Genomic DNA, 19,289 nt, shown 5'->3' with positions numbered 1-19,289 from the left:
ACAGGCAGAGATACTTAATCTCTGCCTGTTCGTATAATTGGATCTTGGTCGTGAAAACCAATACAAATCGGTATATTCCTTTGCACTTCACTACACGCACTCATAAAACTACATACCGTTCTAGCAATTAAATACAAATTTATACCAATTGCCTTTTCATTTATATCAAAGCCATTCTCAGCATACACATCTGCTAATTCTATAGACTTCGGTCCTTCAACATCATATGTCCATTCAGAAGCCCAATCATCATCCTCTTCTTCCAGCGAAAAATACTCTTCACAAATATAAAACTGACTATCCCATTCATTATCAAGATCATATTCAAAATAAATTGCTTTTGCCTCTTCACTAGTAGCGATTTGTATAGCTTCATACAATGCTAGTCGAATACTTTCCTCATATGCTCCTAAATGAATTGCTTTAATTCTCTCTGCATAACCCTTAGACGCTAACATGCAGCAAATATCATAATACTTCCCTTCTATTTGCTCTACTGCTAACGAAAAAACATCTTCTTGCATCTCTTCTAAATACTGAAATATATCCACACTAATTACTCCTCATTCTTTACGCACCCCAATGCGATGGACGGGACAACATTTTCGGTAATTTCGTATGTTTATCCCCTCTCGCCGCATTAACTTGAACTTGCGTTAGAAAAATACTATTAGTAAAATCAGCCCCGCGAATATCTGCATCTCGCAAATCTGCCCCGATGAGATCTGCTCCTCTTAAATTTGCTCCATTTAAGTTAGCCGCAATTAAGTAAGCTCCTCTTAAATTCGCTCCTTGCAAATCTTTCTTTTTCAAATTTGCTCCCATAAGGTCTGCGCCTCGGTGAATGATTCTTTTCTTACGCGCAGTATTCATTTCCTTCCAAACTAGTTCGCTCGTTTCTAAAAGTAAAATATTCACTTCTGCACGATGTAATGGGATATTTACTTTCATTAACTCGTCCGCATGTAAATTCGAAAGTCGCTCCGTCTCTTCAATTGCTTTACTTAATTCTTTATGGATCGATTGTGTCGCCTTCAATAAAATAGCCTCATTCAAATACCAAAGCATTTCATGTAGCTGATGCATAACTGGAAAAGCATCATACATTTTTCTCGCATGCTTCGCACCTTTCCGCCAATCTACCCCGTTAAATGTAACTTGAGAAATTTTCTGCCCAGCGCCAAAACATTCAAATACTGTACAACCTTTATAACCTTTTCCACGAAGATTTTTATGTATACTACATTTAAAATCTGATTGTAAATTGGAACATGGTTTCCCGCCATCTTTATTCACTGCAAAATCTACTGACGCTGCGAACGGTAATGCAACGCAACATAGACCGAAGCATTTTTCGCAGTTTGCTTTTAAATGATTCATATCTTTTTCTCCAAACAAACCAAATTCCCCCTGTTATACTCACTTAAACATTATCCTCATACACCAATTATTATGTATCATACTGTTTCCCCAAACATTTTAAAAAGGGTCTTTCCAATTTTCTCAGTTCTAGCAATTACATATATTACTCTTTGCTTTTTAAAATCGCAAATTGGTTTTGCTAACAACGGTAAATGACCAATGTGTTCTGAAATTGTTCTTGGTACAATTGTAACTCCAGCCCCAGAAGCAACCATACCAAGAATAAAATCTCTAAATGAGACTTCAGTACTAATATTAGGCTTTACTTTCCATTTCTCATACTCCTCAATTATCGCTCTGCGTATATCACATCCAGCAGGATACATTACTAGCCGTTCAAGCAATAATTGATTCATGAAAACAATATCTTGTTGATGAAATGAATGTTCCTTTTGAAAAACTACATCATATGATTCTTTGAATAATTCTTTATTCCAATAATTTTTAGGCACCCACTTTTCATCTACTAAACCAGCATCTATTTTCCCGCTCAATAGATCTTCCATTATCTCCTTTGACATATCATACACATTCGTATTTATTTTTACATTTTCATCCTTATAATTAACAAGTTTTTGAGGTAGATAAAATGCTGCAAGACTAGGAAGTAACCCCAATGTTATATCCACTCTTTCTCCAAACTTGTTCATATCTTTTTTTATAATTTCCCAGTCCTCAAGGAGTGAAGTAGTTCTTTTTTGAAACTGAATACCCGCTTCTGTCAATTGTATTCCTTGCGGTGATCTATGTAATAATTCTACACCTAACTCGTCCTCCAACTTTCTAATTTGCTTGCTTACTGCCGGTTGTGTCATATGAAGATGTTCTGCCACTTTCGAAAAACTTTTATACTCCGCACAAATTAAAAAACAACGTAACCAATCAATATCCACGTTCCACATCCCCTTGTTAAAACTTTTTATTATACCCTTCAAAAATAATGGAAATTCTCACTCTTTATAATACATAGTATTCTTTCAATATAACAATAAATCACACCTATAAAGGAGAATGAAAATGAAACAAATATCTAAAAATATCGCACTTATTTTAGTTGATGTTCAAAAAGGATTCAACGATTCATATTGGGGAAATCGTAACAATCCTCATGCTGAATCAAATATGAAGCTCATTCTACAAACATGGCGAGATACAAATCGACCTGTTATTCATATACAGCACATTTCAAATAAAGAAAATCATCCTTTAAGAGAAGATTTCATCGGTAGTGAATTTCAAGAATTCGCTATTCCACTTATAAATGAACCCGTATTCAAGAAAAGCGTGAACAGTGCTTTTATTGGAACCGAATTAGAATCCTATTTACGAAAACACAATTATAAAACCATCGTAATTATAGGTTTAACAACTGATTATTGTATTTCCACAACAGTCCGAATGGCTGGTAATTTAGGTTTCTCTACCTATGTAATTTCTGATGCTACTGCTACATTTGATAGAATTGCATACGATGGGAAATATTATTGCGCTAACGATATCCACAAATTTGCTTTACTAAGCCTTCACGAAATGTTTGCAACGGTTTTAACGACCAATGATCTATTAAATATAACAACATATGAATCTTCATCCTTATAAATTTTCAAATGAAAAATTTAATATGAAATAAAGTTACAAATGACAGTCAATAAACAATAATAACTTTCATTTTAAATTGCAGTTTCCACTATTAAACATTATCATTAAATTATAAAAATTCAAACAAAAAGGAGCAATACTATGGCACTAAAAATGAAAACAAACTGTCAAATTTGCGATCAATCATTGGAACAAGATTCTGAAGCATACATTTGCGTATATGAATGTACATTTTGCGCACCATGTACAGAAGAAAGGCACAACGTTTGCCCAAACTGTGGCGGCGAGTTAGTACGTAGACCGAAAAAGAAACAATAAAAGCAAAGCGATATCGCTTTGCTTTTTACTGTTTTCTGGGTATATGAAATTATATCAACGATTTTTCAAATATATCGAACACAACTTCAAATATATCAACGATTTTTTCAATATATCGACGTTTCGACAAAGAATATCGACTTACCGACAAATAACGACATCCCAGCATGCATTTAGCTTCAACGCAACTTATATATTCAAAAACTTCACACAAACAGGCTCCGGCACAACAACATCAGATTGTAAAAGAGTTAGCTTCCCTGTCGTTTCATCTCTTGAAAATAGCACAAGATTATGCGACTTTTCATTTGAAGCAACAAGAAACTTTTCAGTAGGGTCTAATACAAAGTCCCTTGGCCAATTTCCTTTTGTAGATGTATGTTCAATAAATGTAAGCTGGCCTGAGTTTTCATCTACACTGAAAACAGCAATACTATTATGGCCGCGATTACCTGCATATACAAAGCGGCCATCAGAAGAAATATGAATCGCACTTCCTTGACTATTTTCATCAAATGCTTCAGGAATGGTAGAAATATACTGTAATTCTGTAAAGGCCCCTTCTGATGGGTTATATGTTAACACAATAACCTCTGAACTAAGCTCCGTCATCACATACGCATACTTTCCATTTGGATGAAATGTAATATGTCTCGGACCACTTCCTGGATTTACAGACAAGCTATTCACTTCTTGTAATGCACTATTTTTTATTTCATACGTAATTATTTTATCTATCCCTAAATCAACGCCCACTACATATTTTTCATCAGGCGTATATCCCGCGTAATGTGCATGTGGTTTCTCTTGTCTTTCTTTGTTCGGACCTGAACCTTCATGTGCCATAATCGATGTAGCAGGATTTATAGTTCCATCTTCATTTACTTCAAAAGATTCAATCGTTCCTTTATGGTAATTTGCTGTAACTACTGTATGATTTCTACTATCAACACTCACATGACAAGGAGAAGCCCCTTCTACTACTTGTCTGTTTTGTTCCGTTAGCTCTCCCGTTTTACTATCAATCGAATAAGCAGCTACACCGCCAGATTCGCCTTCCTTAACAACAGAATAGAGATATTCATTATTTTTGCTAATCGTTACATATGTAGGGTTATCCATCTTAGCCGCAAGTGTTACATTACTAATTTTTTTTGCTTCTGTGTCTAAAGTAAACTTATATATTCCTTCACTATTTTCTTTCGTGTATGTTCCAACATATCCAATAAACTCTTTGTTATCCGTCATTTTCATAACCCTCTCTCCCTAAATTTTTTGTTCATCATACTTCTTAACATATTTTATGTTGAAAGAGTATCCTAAAAAATTGGAGTACTTCTTTATACGTTACCATATTTCTCTGCTAAATAGCCTTTAAACCCACTTTTTTTGATACGCTGCTATACTTTCATATTCTTCTTCCAATTGACGGGACAGACGAATATAGATTGGTGTTAAATCTTTATATTTTTCCACACTTTCCATGTTTGGTTCATGGTGGAAATTCGCACCTACCATTTCAGAAACTACATGTAACGTATCTACTTCACCTAAACTATATAAACCGAGGATTGCAGCTCCTAAGCAAGAGCTTTCGAAACTTTCCGGAACATATACATCTTGATGAAAAATATCCGCCATCATCTGTCTCCAAAGTTCCGATCTTGCAAAACCACCTGTCGCTTGAATTTTTTTCGGTTCACCAATTAGCTCTTTTAAAGCAAGAAGAACGGTGTATAAATTATAAATTACTCCTTCTAACACAGCACGGATAAGATGTTCTTTCTTATGATGCAATCCAAGTCCAAAGAAAGATCCTCGCGCATTTGCATTCCATAAAGGAGCTCTTTCTCCTGCTAAATACGGGTGAAATAATAAACCGTCGGACCCCGGACTCACTTTTGCTGCTATTTCAGTAAGCACTTCATATGGATCTTTTCCTAAACGTTTCGCAAGCTCAATCTCTGAAGTGCCTAATTGATCACGAGCCCACCTGAAAATCATACCACCGTTATTAACTGGTCCACCAATTACCCAATGGTCTTCAGTTAAGGCGTAACAAAAAATTCTACCTTTTGGATCTGTTACAGGACGATTTGTTACAGCACGTATCGCACCGCTTGTACCAATTGTCACAGCCACAACACCAGGATCTATTGCATTTACACCTAAATTGGATAGGACTCCATCACTCGCTCCTACTACAAAAGGCGTAGAAACAAGTACATTCATCTCTTTGGCAAGCTCTTCATCTAATCCTGTTAAACTGTGCGTTGTTGGAACAAGCTTTGAAAGCTTTTTATCTGTAATTCCCGCTACATGTAAAGCCTCTTCATCCCATTTTAAAGATTTTAAATTGAACATTCCTGTCGCTGATGCTATAGAATAATCAATTACATATTCTTTATATAACTTGTAAAAAACATATTCTTTAATAGAAATGAATTTATAACTTTTTGCGAATAACTCTGCCTGCTCATTCTGTAGCCAAACTAATTTCGAAAGTGGTGACATCGGATGAATTGGTGTCCCAGTCCGTAAATAAATTTCATGACCATTCATATCATTCTTTATTTTCTCTGCCCAGCTTGCACTTCTATTATCTGCCCAAGTGATACATCTCGTTAACGGTTTTCCCTTCTCATCTACAGCAATGATACTATGCATTGCCGAACTAAAAGAAACACAAAGAATATCATTTGGCTGTACATTACTCGATTGTACAGTTTCTTTAATTGTATTTATTACTGCATGAAAAATTTCTTCTGGATCTTGTTCTGCTATTTCAGGTGTAGGAGAATATAAAGGATATTCAATTCCATGACTTGCAATAACAGACCCAGCAGTAGAAAATAGAACTGATTTTGTACTAGTTGTCCCAATGTCTACACCAATCATATATTTTGTGCTCACCATTTCTTCCTCCTAACAAAAAATTACTACCGTATCCTACCATAAAAATACATTCCTTTTATCTATTGATAACGTTGTATGTTGCATTTATCTAAATAGAAACATCCCTATTTTAAATAAACATATCGAGTAGTAAAACGCCTCCAAAAGCGATAAATGAAAGTAATGTTTCTAATACCGTCCATGTTTTAAATGTTTCTTTTACTGTTAAACCTAAGTATTCTTTTACCATCCAGAACCCAGCATCGTTTACGTGTGAAAACATTAATGCTCCTGCACCTGTTGCAATGACGAGCAATTCTAAATTCACACCTGTCGCATTTTCGACGATTGGTGAAACGATACCCGCTGCTGTTGTTAAAGCGACTGTCGCTGATCCCGTCGCAATTCGAATTAATCCAGCTACCATAAATGCTAATACAATTGGAGATAGAGCTAAATGCTCAGACATTTGAGCAATAGCATTCCCTACACCACTATCGATAAGAATTTGCTTAAATCCGCCGCCAGCACCAATAATCGCAACAATTGAACCAATTGGTAATAAGCTATCTTCTGTTACCTTCTTAATCGCCTTTTTATCGATACCTTGACGAAATCCAAGAAAATAAAACGCTGCAAAACATGCAATCAATAATGCAATGATAGGACTACCAATTAATGTGACAATCTTCATCAAAGTAGTAGAAAGTGGAACATAAGGAGCTGCTGCAGCTAAAACCATTAACAGAACAGGTAACAATATAACTAAAAATGAAACTCCTATTCCTGGTAATTTCGTTGATTTTGTATTTACACGTATCAATTCTGGCTCATTTTCAGGAATTACACGTTTGTGAATCCATTGAGCGAATATAGGACCTGCAATAATCGCTGCAAAAAATGTAATAATGAGTGAATACAATAGTACCTTCCCAAGGTTCGCTTTATAAATACCAATTGCAACGATTGCCCCTGGATGCGGAGGAACAAGGCCGTGTACGACAGATAACCCAGCAATTGCTGGTAATGCTATCAATAAAATATTTTGTTTCGTTGTTTTATGAATTGAAATTACTAATGGTAGTAATATTAAAATGCCTACTTCAAAAAACACCGGAATTCCAATAATAAAACCTGCAATTAACATCGCCCATGGTAAGTTTTTTATCCCAAAGGATTTAATAAAAAACTCTGCCACTTGCATTCCAGCACCTGACTCTGCCATCATTTTCCCTAATATTGTACCTAATACTAAAATACCTACTAAATGCCCAAGAACACTTCCGACTCCCGTTTCATAAGCACTCACTATTTTATCCATTGGCATTCCAGACATAATTGCTAAAAACAAACTTGCAACCGTCAAACTAATAAACGCATGCCATCTCCACCACGATACCCCTAAAATAACAATTACAATTGATAATAATGTAATCATTAAAAGGTACATATTCATACGCAATTCCACCCCTTTATGTAAACCCTTTCAAAAATGCTATACAATGAAAAGAACCTATATAGTTCTTTCTTGAGTAAAAATTTATAACTCATCTTCACAATATAATAATTTATATAAAAAGAATTTCCCTTACCAGAGATACATGTTACCTACTCTCTCTGATAAGGGGATTTCTCTTTCATAATTGTAATGTTATTGTGATAAACGCTACGCGTAAGCAAATTTTCCTTCTTCAAAAGTGAATGACACTTTCTTCTCTTGCTATTTTCACATAGTAAGACTCCAAACTCGAGATCCAAGTTAAACGATGGAGTTACCTAGGAATCTACCCTCTCATGAAAAGAAATTTTCGGAAAGTCTCCTCACTTCATATATTATAATTTAGGTGCTTTCGCCCAATCCGCAGCAAACTTCTCAATACCTTGATCTGTTAATGGGTGCATAGCAAGTTGTTCAATTACTTTATAAGGAATTGTTGCAATGTGAGCACCTGCCATCGCTACACGAGTTACATGATCTGGATGTCTAACAGAAGCCGCAATAATTTGTGTATCTAATTGGTGAACATCGAATAATTCAGCAATTTTAGCAACTAATAATACGCCATCTTCAGAAATATCATCTAAACGTCCTAAAAATGGAGAAACATACGTTGCACCTGCCCTGGCAGCTAAAAGAGCTTGGTTCACAGTGAAAATAAGGGTAACGTTCGTTTTCACACCTTTTTCAGTAAGATAGCGACAAGCTTCTAATCCCGCTAGCGTCATCGGAAGTTTTATTGTAACTTTTTCATCGCCACCGTTAATTTTAATCAGTTCTTCTGCTTGAGCAATCATTTCTTCAGCTGTCACAGCATCTGGCGTTACTTCTGCCGAAACAGATTCAACTTTCGGCACTGCCTGACAAATTTCTGCAATACGGTCTTCAAACTTAATGCCCTCTTTTGCTACTAAAGAAGGATTCGTTGTAACACCAGCTAAAATTCCAAGTTTATATGCTTTTTTTATGTCCTCAAGATTTGCAGTATCAATAAAAAACTTCATAATCTATTCCCTCCATTTTTTAAACGTTAACGAGTTATAATTTTAAGATGTTTATTTCTTTTCTACTGCATGTCCGCCAAATTCATTGCGCAGAGCTGCTACTACTTTTCCTGTAAATGTATCATTATCTAATGAGCGGTAGCGCATTAATAGAGACATTGCGATAACAGGAGTTGCTGTTTGAAGGTCTAATGCTGTTTCTACTGTCCATTTTCCTTCACCAGAAGAATGCATAACACCCTTAATTTCATCTAATTTTGCATCTTTAGAAAATGCATTTTCTGTTAATTCCATTAACCATGAACGAATGACTGAACCGTTGTTCCATACTCTTGATACTTTTTCATAATCGTAGTCAAATTCACTTTTCTCTAGAATCTCAAATCCTTCACCAATAGCAGCCATCATACCGTATTCAATTCCGTTGTGAACCATTTTTAAGAAGTGACCACTACCAGCTTTTCCAGCATATAAGTATCCATTTTCTACAGCAGTATCACGGAAGATAGGTTCAACGATATCCCAAGCTTCTTGATCTCCTCCGATCATATAACAAGCACCATTACGAGCGCCTTCCATTCCGCCAGAAGTTCCTGCATCCATAAAGTGAATGCCATCTTTCTTTAGTTGCTCATATCGGCGAATGGACTCTTTATAATGTGAATTACCCGCTTCAATTAAAATATCTCCTTTTGATAAAAGTGGTGTAACCTCATCAATAACAGAATCAACAACAGCGTGTGGTACCATAACCCAAAGAACTCTTGGTGATTGTAATGACTGAACAAGTTCATTTAAGCTAGATGTACCTGTAGCCCCGTACTCTTTCATTTCTTCCACTGCACTTGCATTTAAATCAAATGCTACTACTTCATGTTTATGATCCATTAAATTTTTCCCTAAATTTAATCCCATTTTACCTAACCCAATTAATCCTACTTGCATAATATAATTCCTCCTCAAATCATCTTTTATTAAAAATCCACATCACTACAATCTGGAATACCTTTCAGCACTGAAATGTTAGTACGTACAGAAAGGTATTCACAGTCATAGCTTAAGAATTCAACACATTTTTTGTAATTTGAACAACATTTTCTGTCGTAAATCCAAATAGATTCATGACTTCAGCTCCAGTTCCTGAAGCTCCAAATGTTTCAATTGATAGTACTTTTCCTTCTTGTCCTACATAACGCTCCCAGCCGAGAGATACACCCATCTCAAGAGATACTCGTTTCGTTACAGAAGACGGAAGAACGGATTCTTTATATTCGTTCGATTGGCGATCGAATAATTCCCAGCTCGGCATTGCAACGATGCGAACAGAAACTTGATCTTCTTCTAATTTTGCTTTCGCACTAGCAGCTAAGGATACTTCAGAACCTGTCGCAATTAAAATTACATCCGGATTTTCATTCGTTTGTGTTAATACGTAAGCTCCTTTAGAAAGATTCTCTATGTTCGCTTTCGTTTCATGAAACACCGGTAAATTTTGACGGCTCAGTACTAAAACGACTGGACCTTCCGTTTGCTGTAAAGCATACGCCCACGCACTTGCTGTTTCATTTGCATCTGACGGGCGGATAACTGTTAAACCAGGAATTGCCCGAAGAGCTGCCAAATGTTCGATTGGTTCATGCGTTGGACCATCTTCTCCTACAGCAATCGAATCATGTGTAAATACGTACGTAACAGGTAACTTTTGCAATGCAGCCAGTCGAATCGATGGACGAAGATAATCGTTAAATACAAAGAATGTACTTACGAACGGCTTTACTCCTCCATGAAGTGCCAGTCCATTCGCTGCCGCGCCCATTGCATGTTCACGTACACCGAAGTATATATTGCGGCCAGCATACGATTCTACTGCGTACACTGCTTCCCCTTTTATATCTGTCATCGTAGAATGAGAAAGATCCGCACTTCCACCGAAAATAGAAGGAATCGATTTCACATAATGATTAATAGCTTCCCCACTTGCAACACGAGTGGAAATCGTTTTTTCAGTATCAAAGGATAGAATGTCTTTCGCTTCGATTAAAACCTCACCTGTAATCGCTTTTTCTAATTCATCTGCTAGTGCTGGATTCGACTCTCTATATACGTTGAACTGCTCATTCCACTTGTTCTCTTTTTCAATACCTTTTTGCTTCAGTTCATTAAAATGAGCTGTTACTTCTTCAGGTACAAAGAAATCTTCCTCATAATGCCAACCATACGCTTGTTTTGTCGCTGTCGCTTCTTCTACTCCAAGCGGGTTACCGTGTGCTTTGTTTGTTCCAGCAACTTTTGGACTTCCGTAACCTATAATCGTTCTAATTTCTATAAGAGTAGGTTGATCCTTATTGTCTTTCGCTAATTGAATCGCTTTTGTAATCGCATCAACATCGTTTCCATCCTCAACTCTTACATATTGCCAATGTGCAGATTCTACCCTTTTCTGCATATCTTCAGAGAAAGCAATGTTTAATTCTCCGTCAAGTGAAATTTCATTTGAATCATACAGTACAATTAACTTACCAAGTTTCATATGCCCTGCCATTGACATCGCTTCATAAGCGACACCCTCCATTAAGTCACCGTCCCCCACTAAAGCGTACGTATTGTGATCTATAATAGAGTGACCATCCTTATTGAACTTCGCTGCTAAATGAGCTTCCGCCATTGCCATCCCAACAGCATTTGCAATGCCTTGTCCTAACGGGCCTGTAGTCGCTTCAACTCCAGAAGTGTGACCAAACTCAGGATGTCCTGGTGTTTTACTATTTAACTTTCTAAAACTTTTCAAGTCATCAATTGAAACGTCATATCCAGCTAAATGAAGTAGGCTATATAATAAGCTAGATCCATGTCCAGCCGATAAAACGAATCGATCACGGTTAAACCATTTTGGATGATTCGGATTATGATTTAAATGATTCGCCCATAATGCATAAGCCATCGGTGCTGCGCCCATCGGAAGACCTGGATGACCTGAATTTGCCGCATTAATAGCATCAATTGATAACGTACGAAGTGTGTTCACTGCTAATTGATTTATGTTTTGTGTCATAATAATCGTCCCCCTAAATGCTTTCATGAAAGAAAGTACTTATTTTTCCGTTTCTTGATCTAACCACCATTTAAATCCACTTTCTTGCAATAATTCATGAGACGCATCTGGACCATATGAACCAGACTCATATTCATGAAGTGGTAATAAGTTTTCCTCGAATGCTTCAAGAATTGGTTGTACCCATTCCCATGACAATTCAACTTCTCTCCAATGTGCAAAGAATGTAGCGTCTCCACTCACAGCATCATGAATAAGTCTTTCATACGCTTCAGGCACTCCTACATCTGCTTGCTCGCAAGTAAAGTTAATACGCATCGGTTCAATTTCTCCATTTTTCAATGGATTTTTACTATTTAACTGTAACGAAACATTCTCACCTGGGCTAATTTCAATTATTAATAAGTTAGGTTCTGCGTTTGGATTATTATCTTGGTATTGCTGTTTTAGCGTATTTTTAAATTCGATTACAATACGAGTAGACTTTTCTTTCATTCGTTTGCCTGTTCGTATATAGAAGGGAACGTCAGTCCAAAATGGATTATCGATCCATAAACGAGCAGCAACAAATGTGTCTATATTAGAAGAAGGATTTACTCCTGGCTCCTCTTTATATGCTACAACTTGTTCACCTTTTATTTCTCCTGAAGCGTATTGTCCGCGAATGATATGGTTTTGAACGTCTTCTTTTTTCACTTTACGAAGCGTCTCCATTACCTTTCGCTTTTCCTCTCGAATTTCACATGCATTAACCTTTTCCGGCAGATTCATAGCAGTCATCATTAATATTTGTAACATATGATTTTGAACCATATCTCGAATGGCTCCTGCCTGATCATAATATCCTGCTCTTTCTTCAACCCCAACTGTTTCACTCGCTGTAATTTGTACATTCGCTATATGCTCTTTGTTCCAAATTGATTGGAGAACAGGATTTGCAAATTCTAGTGCTTCAAGGTTTTGAATCATCGGCTTACCTAAATAATGATCAATACGGTATATCTCATCTTCTTCAAACGTGCGACTAAGCTTATCATTCAACTCACGAGCAGATTTGAGATCGTGCCCAAACGGTTTCTCAATCATTAGGCGTTTCCATCCATCCGTTTTATCAAGTCCGCTTTCCTTAATATTTAAAGCAATGGTCTCGAAAAATTCAGGAGCAACGGAAAGATAGAACATTCTATTCCCTTTTATATGTAGTTCTTCTTCCCTTTCACGAACGACTTGCAATAATCTCTCATAGTCTTCCGGCTTACTCACATCTAATGGACAATAGCGAAAATTATCTAAAAAACCTTCAAGTTCTAGAGTACCTTCTTCTCTATGACGGGAAAATGTCTCTATTGATTCTTTTATTCTTCCTTGAAAGTCTACATGAGATACTTGGCGTCTTCCAAGCCCGATAACGGATATTTGCTTTGGAAGCTTTTGATCTCTATATAAGTTATATAGTGCGGGGTAAATTTTTCGTTTCGCTAAGTCCCCTGTCGCTCCAAATAAAACAAAGGTCATTGATTCCAATTTCAGTCCCCCTCTTGTTGTATAATCCTTGTCAATATTTTAAAAATGAATTGTACAGAAGCCCCTGTTTTTATAAAAAACAAAGAATTCGCAAATTCCAATTCTTTTTATACCTTTCGCTTTCTAATTGTCCCCAATATTAATAGTGGCAATTCAAAGCATTTCCATCACATCTTACTTACCTACTGTCACTTAAATAAAATAACTTAATTATTAAAAGTAATTAGGTTATTTTATATCTATCATATTAACCACATAGATTATCATCGTCAAGTAAAGTGTCTCGAATTAAAGATTTCCCATTCCGTACTATCTTTTCGTACTTGTTTATTTATTAGAATTATCTTCATCACATAAAATGAATAATAAAAAGGCAAAAACGAACAAGAATATGTTCGTTTTTGCCTTTTTATTATTGCTTCAATTGATTTTTAACCGCTCTTATAACCAATTCATGATCTTCTTCTGGTGGTAATCCTGAAACGGTTATCATTCCAATAACCCCTACGTTTTTTATTCTGATAGGAAAGCATCCACCAAATGCAGCGTATTCCGAAGTATCTAAAAGATATTTTTCATTATAGGAGACTCCAGTTATTTCACTTTGTACCTGCATATAATACGAGCTACGATCATGCAGGGAAACGACTCGTTTTTTACGCTCAATCCATTTCGTATTTTCCTCATTTGTCCCCGTCATCTTAAAATGAAATAATTGCACACCATTTTTCATTATATCAACAGCAATCAATTTTCCCTCTTGCTTCGCTGTTTCAACGATAAATAAACCTAGTTGTAAGGCATCTTCATTTGTAAAAGAGGAAAATTGAAGTGTTTCCTCCTCTTTTAAAATTTGTTTACTTATTTCACTCAAATTTGAATTGCTCATATCTTTATCCCCCTTACTCACTTTATGCCACATGGATATTTTTCAATTTATGTGACTCTATCGTATGACCTTTCAATATTACTAGTACTCTCTTCCTCTTGGTGCTAATAAGAATTATATTTAACGCATTCAAAATGTATGTCCCTTAAAATGCTGCTATACGCACTAAACATTTCGTATAGAGACATCAACAACATTACAAGCTAAAAAAACCAATTGCTTACGCAACTGGTTGGCTAAAATTTCATATGGGATATTCATTCAACCAAAGGAATGCTTGTCTATAATCATCAAAAAACTTTACGGATTCTTTCGTATTGGATTGTTGTAAATAATTCATGATCTCGCCTTCTTCAAGGAGAAAAGCAATTGCCTTACTGTGATTCAAAATCGTTTCATTAAAAAACTTCTCTTTCCATACTTTTTGAACAGAAAAATGATCTGATATATAGCCTTTTCTATCTACCAACAATTTGTATTTCCGTCCCTCGGAAATGAATTGCTGACAAACTTGCTCGAAACCATTAAACCATTCATACACATCATCTGTTTTAATCTTGCCGATAAGACGAGTAACAATTATATCTCCCGAAACCGTTGTGCTAACATTCAGTTTACTCAACCTGAAATCATCTCCCTTAGCTACAATTATGCGGAATTATCTCCTAAAAGCAACAAAATAAAACTGTAACGCATTAAAAAGGACAGACCCTCCAAACGGAGAAGCCTGTCCCAAAATCGTTCTATTTTTCATTCGAACTAATAATCGTGAATTAGAATAATGATTTAATACTTGCTAAAACAGTAAGTACACCTACAATAATAACAAATACGTTACTCATTTTCCCTTTGTATTTAGCTAGTACTGGTACTTTTTGAATCGCATACATCGGTAATAGACATAAGATAGCAGCAACTAATGGACCACTTAAAGAATCAATAAGTCCAAGAATACTTGGATTTGTGTAAGCAACAAACCAGCATGATAATACAACAAAAGTAAGAACGATTGTCTTAATTGTTTTTTCTTCAATTACTTTTCCACGTGATTGACCGAACTTAATAATCATGTCACGCATTACTTCAAATGCTCCGATATAATGGCCAAGGAAAGATTTTGTAATAGCCACAAAAGCAATGATTGGAGCGGCAATCGTAATTACAGGTGAATTAAGTTCATTCGCTAGATATGAAAGGATTGATAAGTTTTGCTCTTTTGCCATTTTTAAATCCTCTGGAGTTAAGCTCAGTGCACTACTCCAAACGAAGAACATAACTACAACGAATGTCATGATGTAACAAACTTTTTGTATTTGTGCACATTTCGCATCAGTAGCTTCGATTCCATACGTAGCTCTCTGTTTCACAACAAATGATGAAATCATAGGTGAATGATTAAATGAGAATACAATGATTGGTAAAATCATTAATATCGTTCCAAAATATCCTGTTCCTGTTGAAGCAGTAGAAACAGCTGAAAAGCTAAGCATTGACGTATTCCACTGTGGAATTAAAGATATTGCGATAAATAGTAGAGAAGCTATGAAAGGATACACTAGCATACTCATGACTTTTACAGTAATATCTTGACCAAAATTCAGTATAGCGATAAGACCAAGAACTAATACAAGTGATAAAATAGCCCTTGGAGGTTCTGGCATGTGCAATTGATGTACGATAAAACTACTTGCAGTGTTTGTAAGCGCAACCGAATACATTAGTACGATTGTATAAATTGAACCGAAATATACGATGTTAAAAATGATACTCGCTTTATTTCCGAAATACTCTCTAATTGTACCTGTGATCCCCTCATCAGCAGAATTAGAAGCGTATATCATTTTAGCAAGTGCCCTATGTGAGTAATACATAACTGGATATGCAAGCAATGTAATTAGTAGTAACGATAATAATCCACCTGAACCTGCATTAATCGGTAAAAAGAGCACCCCTGCTCCAATTGCAGTTCCAAATAGACTGAGTGCCCATGTAGTATCCTGCTTATGCCACTTTTTCGGATCTGCATATTGCTCGTTTTTTCGTGCGGTATTTTCAGCTTGAACTTCTATTTTCTTTGCAGTATTCCCGTTCATATAATAACTCCCCCTTTTATCTATTCCTGCAGCTCTCTTTATAGCTAACGAATATTTTTCTTTTTCGGAAAATGAATTCCTTACAAGTTGCCCCACATTGTATGTCCTTCATCAAAATGAATCCAAATTAAAACATTCGCTAGATAGCGTCCTAATATAATTGTTAGCGTTAACAAAAAAGTTTACTCGTACTATCCGCTCCTTATATAAAGACCGCTTAAGAGAACAATATAGAATAGATTTCATAAATACGTTGCAACATTTTTAATAACAATGTATTACTTTAATGGTTTCTCTAAATTACTTGTAACAAGTAATTTTAGTTAAACCGGCCTCTCTTCATTTATGAGGCATTTCTTTCTCAATTCTATACATCACTTTCATAGCTTCGGCAGCATTTATGGTATTGATTACACAAGCCACTGAAGCACTTTACATACATTTCGCCTCTAACCACACACCTTTCTTACTTATAATCGCATTTTTTATATTTTCTCCAGAGATAATAAAATTTCTCTCGACGCCCTCATTATAACGTGTATATTTATAAAATTAATATTTTTATATTTTCAGAAATATTTAGTGAACAAAATTTTATATGGATAATATTTTACAGTTCGTACACAACCCTTGTTCCTAGCGCTTAAAACTGAATGAATTAAAATAAAATACAGTCATACAATACTTATCAAAGTTACTCATTTTAAAGATACTTATATTTTTTTCTGTCAAAAAATTATTTTAATCAAAAAAAGATATTCCGATAAATGATTAACGTAGTTAAAAAGAAATATCTTTTTGAATGTACAAACAAATTTTAAGGATATATATTATCACTATTGCATTCATATACATTTTTAGGAAAAATACTTTTTTAATTCATAGCAATAAGAGGACCGCTAACATTTTACAAAAACCTACGCTACACGAAAAAATAAAATGAGCTGCCCATATCAGGCAGCTCATTGACATAATTATCATTATCAGGAGTGGGCAAACAAATCATTTCAAAGTCACCTTAATTCGATTTTTTTCAACTCTTCTTCAGGAATATCTCTATGTTTATACCGAATCGTTTTTACATCGTTTCCTTTTATACGAAAAGTAATTGTGTCCTCTCCATAAGGCGGATTATGCGCACCCTCAAAAGTTTGAATTTGAACAGTTACATAAAAAATATTGTTTGTTTTATCTGTTTTTATTTCAAGTATTTTTTCAGAACCTCGATACCAAAGTTTTGGTTCCTTATAATAGTTTTCAACTTCTTTACTTATCGGCTCTAATAAGAGATTAATGACCACTTCTTTTAAAAACTGTTTTGGTACGGGTATTCTGTTAATTTCCTTCCTTTTCACATCTATAATTTTCCAAAAACCGCCACTCTTTTCAACAGTATAAAGAACATTCGTACCGTCTGCTTTCCAAAGATGAAAATAACCTTTATTTCCCTTAATATATAATCTTGGTTCATCAATCCACTCACCTTCTGTTTGGACTATCCCTAGAAACAGTTGAGTAAGTGGTGTTATCTTATAACCTAATTGATTAAAATCACCAAACGAATAAATTTCATAACCGGTTAAATCTATGTCAAAGCCTTTATTTTTTACAATTGCTTGAGTGGGAATACAGGGTAATAAAAAACTCAGAAAACATATGATGCTAATTATTTTTATTTTCATACAACCAATCACCTCTTTTATTAAAATGCAACAAAAGAGATGATATTATTGATTATTGCACGATTCAACCTATTAAAAGCAAATCATATAATCTCTAAAACCTCTCGTTAACTAGCTCTTTTATCGAGTTTAATTTTGAAGAAAGCTCGATAAACCATTCTTCGTCTCCTGTTAATAATGCAAGGTCTATAAGATAAAGGATTTGCTCCTTATTGATTACCTTTGATTCAGGGAGTTTGTTAACATGTTTACTAAAGAGTAAAATCGCTTCGTTTTTTGTGTACTTGTCGTCGCGTTTCACAATGCTAACTGTAACTACATCTTCCACTTCATCAAGTGATACAATGTAACCAACTATAAATTCGCCCTCATTTGATATTCCACGAACCCAATCTCCTACTTTTAAAACATGATTATTATTTGACAACATACTTTTTCACCTTCTTGTCAATATTTTTTGTAACGATAAACAAGGAATAAAAACGAAATCAAACTGTAATATTTTCCATTACATTTAAATAGTAAGAACTTACGGCTCTATATAACAAGTAAGCCGCTTAACGTTCTTGATTGATAAGATCAACAACTTCTTTCATTGTATAGTTCTTTAAGTATTCACCTAGATGTTCTTCCGCACCTAAGAAAATAGCGAAAAGAACTTTTCGCATGTTTGAACCTACAATACACTGATTATTTGACTCAGGACACTTAGGCTGCAACGCACCTTCAGAGGTTATCTGATATATATGCCAAAGGTTAACTTCACTTAAATCTCGAGCAAAAATAAAACCGCCACCAGTCCCCTCTTTCGATTGTATAAACTTATGTTTTTTTAACAAACTTAGCACTTTGCGAATGCGTACTGGGTGAACACCTGCACTTTCTGAAATAGCGTTACTTGTTGACATCCGGTCTGGCTGTAAAGCTAAATAAGTTAAACTGTGTATGGCCAAGGTAAAGTCGCTGCTCATTATTTTCCTCCTACGATCCAAAAAAATTATTTCTCCTATATTCACATACTGTAGCTATAAACATTACAGATAGATTAGCCAAACATTAAAACATATAAGACCCACTCTTAGCATAAAGAAATAGATTCCATAACTTCATTTAGCTTTTTAAGTTACAATACATTTAAAGACTCCATTGTTTCTTCACTTGTTCTTCTGCCAACTGTTTAATTTTTTTCCACACTGTATCTTTGCTTACAATAACATTTGTTTGATAATTTCTATCGTTATAATTAACTGTAACACATACTTCAATCATCTTCTGCTTCCTCCTTTCAAAAAACTTTTCTTAAAAAATATTAC

The 19,289-nt window shown here is 35.2% G+C and carries 19 protein-coding genes; 2 read left to right on the top strand and 17 right to left on the bottom strand.

What is annotated here, in order from left to right; all coding sequences use genetic code 11:
- Positions 1–14 precede the first annotated feature (14 nt).
- The 3 genes from LMD38_RS10135 to LMD38_RS10125 all read right to left on the bottom strand — a co-directional run bounded on the left by LMD38_RS10135 (position 15) and on the right by LMD38_RS10125 (position 2,324).
- A complete protein-coding gene (locus tag LMD38_RS10135) occupies positions 15–551 on the bottom strand; it encodes a hypothetical protein (protein ID WP_061183597.1) in 537 nt (178 codons plus the stop codon).
- 19 nt (positions 552–570) lie between these two features.
- The gene (locus tag LMD38_RS10130) at positions 571–1,380 is read right to left on the bottom strand and encodes a pentapeptide repeat-containing protein (protein ID WP_062821805.1); all 810 of its coding nucleotides are present in this window, start codon (positions 1,378–1,380) and stop codon (positions 571–573) included.
- A 77-nt stretch (positions 1,381–1,457) separates the two neighbouring features.
- Complete coding sequence (locus LMD38_RS10125; protein ID WP_227585555.1) at positions 1,458–2,324, bottom strand: LysR family transcriptional regulator; 867 nt, start codon at positions 2,322–2,324, stop codon at positions 1,458–1,460.
- A 115-nt stretch (positions 2,325–2,439) separates the two neighbouring features.
- Between LMD38_RS10125 and LMD38_RS10120 the strand changes: the two genes are divergently transcribed.
- Both LMD38_RS10120 and LMD38_RS10115 read left to right on the top strand, forming a co-directional pair.
- On the top strand, positions 2,440–3,021 hold the full coding sequence (locus LMD38_RS10120; protein ID WP_080454338.1) for a cysteine hydrolase family protein: 582 nt from the start codon (positions 2,440–2,442) through the stop codon (positions 3,019–3,021).
- 141 nt (positions 3,022–3,162) lie between these two features.
- A complete protein-coding gene (locus LMD38_RS10115) occupies positions 3,163–3,339 on the top strand; it encodes a DUF1272 domain-containing protein (RefSeq protein ID WP_016098742.1) in 177 nt (58 codons plus the stop codon).
- Between the two features lie 189 nt (positions 3,340–3,528).
- On the opposite strand, the gene LMD38_RS10110 is transcribed toward LMD38_RS10115, so the two are convergent.
- The 14 genes from LMD38_RS10110 to LMD38_RS10045 all read right to left on the bottom strand — a co-directional run bounded on the left by LMD38_RS10110 (position 3,529) and on the right by LMD38_RS10045 (position 19,245).
- Entirely contained in the window at positions 3,529–4,587 is a 1,059-nt protein-coding gene (locus LMD38_RS10110; protein WP_153019370.1) for a lactonase family protein, read from the bottom strand.
- 126 nt (positions 4,588–4,713) lie between these two features.
- Positions 4,714–6,255 carry a gluconokinase gene (gntK, locus tag LMD38_RS10105; RefSeq protein ID WP_000255192.1) on the bottom strand — a complete coding sequence of 514 codons (1,542 nt, stop codon included), beginning with the start codon at positions 6,253–6,255 and terminating at the stop codon, positions 4,714–4,716.
- 109 nt (positions 6,256–6,364) lie between these two features.
- Entirely contained in the window at positions 6,365–7,690 is a 1,326-nt protein-coding gene (gntP, locus tag LMD38_RS10100; RefSeq protein WP_016718103.1) for a gluconate permease GntP, read from the bottom strand.
- Between the two features lie 377 nt (positions 7,691–8,067).
- Entirely contained in the window at positions 8,068–8,736 is a 669-nt protein-coding gene (gene fsa / locus LMD38_RS10095; protein ID WP_016718104.1) for a fructose-6-phosphate aldolase, read from the bottom strand.
- A 51-nt stretch (positions 8,737–8,787) separates the two neighbouring features.
- Positions 8,788–9,681, bottom strand: a complete 894-nt coding sequence (gene gnd, locus LMD38_RS10090; protein ID WP_001195921.1) for a phosphogluconate dehydrogenase (NAD(+)-dependent, decarboxylating) — start codon at positions 9,679–9,681, stop codon at positions 8,788–8,790.
- 112 nt (positions 9,682–9,793) lie between these two features.
- Positions 9,794–11,788, bottom strand: a complete 1,995-nt coding sequence (gene tkt, locus LMD38_RS10085) for a transketolase (RefSeq protein ID WP_016718105.1) — start codon at positions 11,786–11,788, stop codon at positions 9,794–9,796.
- A gap of 39 nt (positions 11,789–11,827) precedes the next feature.
- Positions 11,828–13,312: a glucose-6-phosphate dehydrogenase gene (gene zwf, locus LMD38_RS10080; RefSeq protein WP_000445366.1), complete on the bottom strand. Its 1,485-nt coding sequence runs from the start codon at positions 13,310–13,312 to the stop codon at positions 11,828–11,830.
- 412 nt (positions 13,313–13,724) lie between these two features.
- Complete coding sequence (locus tag LMD38_RS10075) at positions 13,725–14,234, bottom strand: heme-degrading domain-containing protein (protein ID WP_153019368.1); 510 nt, start codon at positions 14,232–14,234, stop codon at positions 13,725–13,727.
- 211 nt (positions 14,235–14,445) lie between these two features.
- A complete protein-coding gene (locus tag LMD38_RS10070; RefSeq protein WP_153019369.1) occupies positions 14,446–14,853 on the bottom strand; it encodes an STAS/SEC14 domain-containing protein in 408 nt (135 codons plus the stop codon).
- A 121-nt stretch (positions 14,854–14,974) separates the two neighbouring features.
- Positions 14,975–16,294, bottom strand: coding sequence for an aromatic amino acid transport family protein (locus LMD38_RS10065; RefSeq protein ID WP_001014187.1), 1,320 nt, complete (start codon positions 16,292–16,294; stop codon positions 14,975–14,977).
- Between the two features lie 1,013 nt (positions 16,295–17,307).
- Positions 17,308–17,976 carry a DUF3888 domain-containing protein gene (locus LMD38_RS10060; RefSeq protein WP_061183603.1) on the bottom strand — a complete coding sequence of 223 codons (669 nt, stop codon included), beginning with the start codon at positions 17,974–17,976 and terminating at the stop codon, positions 17,308–17,310.
- Between the two features lie 94 nt (positions 17,977–18,070).
- Positions 18,071–18,406 (bottom strand): IDEAL domain-containing protein, encoded by a 336-nt coding sequence (locus tag LMD38_RS10055; RefSeq protein WP_000950600.1) that lies wholly within the window; start codon positions 18,404–18,406, stop codon positions 18,071–18,073.
- Positions 18,407–18,533: 127 nt separating this feature from the next.
- Complete coding sequence (gene saiR, locus LMD38_RS10050; protein ID WP_000093222.1) at positions 18,534–18,947, bottom strand: Rrf2-family transcriptional regulator SaiR; 414 nt, start codon at positions 18,945–18,947, stop codon at positions 18,534–18,536.
- A 163-nt stretch (positions 18,948–19,110) separates the two neighbouring features.
- Positions 19,111–19,245, bottom strand: a complete 135-nt coding sequence (locus LMD38_RS10045) for a BA3454 family stress response protein (protein ID WP_000573534.1) — start codon at positions 19,243–19,245, stop codon at positions 19,111–19,113.
- Positions 19,246–19,289 lie beyond the last annotated feature (44 nt).

This window comes from Bacillus pacificus (assembly GCF_020861345.1).
Classification (GTDB): Bacteria; Bacillota; Bacilli; order Bacillales; family Bacillaceae_G; genus Bacillus_A; species Bacillus_A pacificus.
This window is presented reverse-complemented; position numbering and strand designations above follow the sequence as displayed.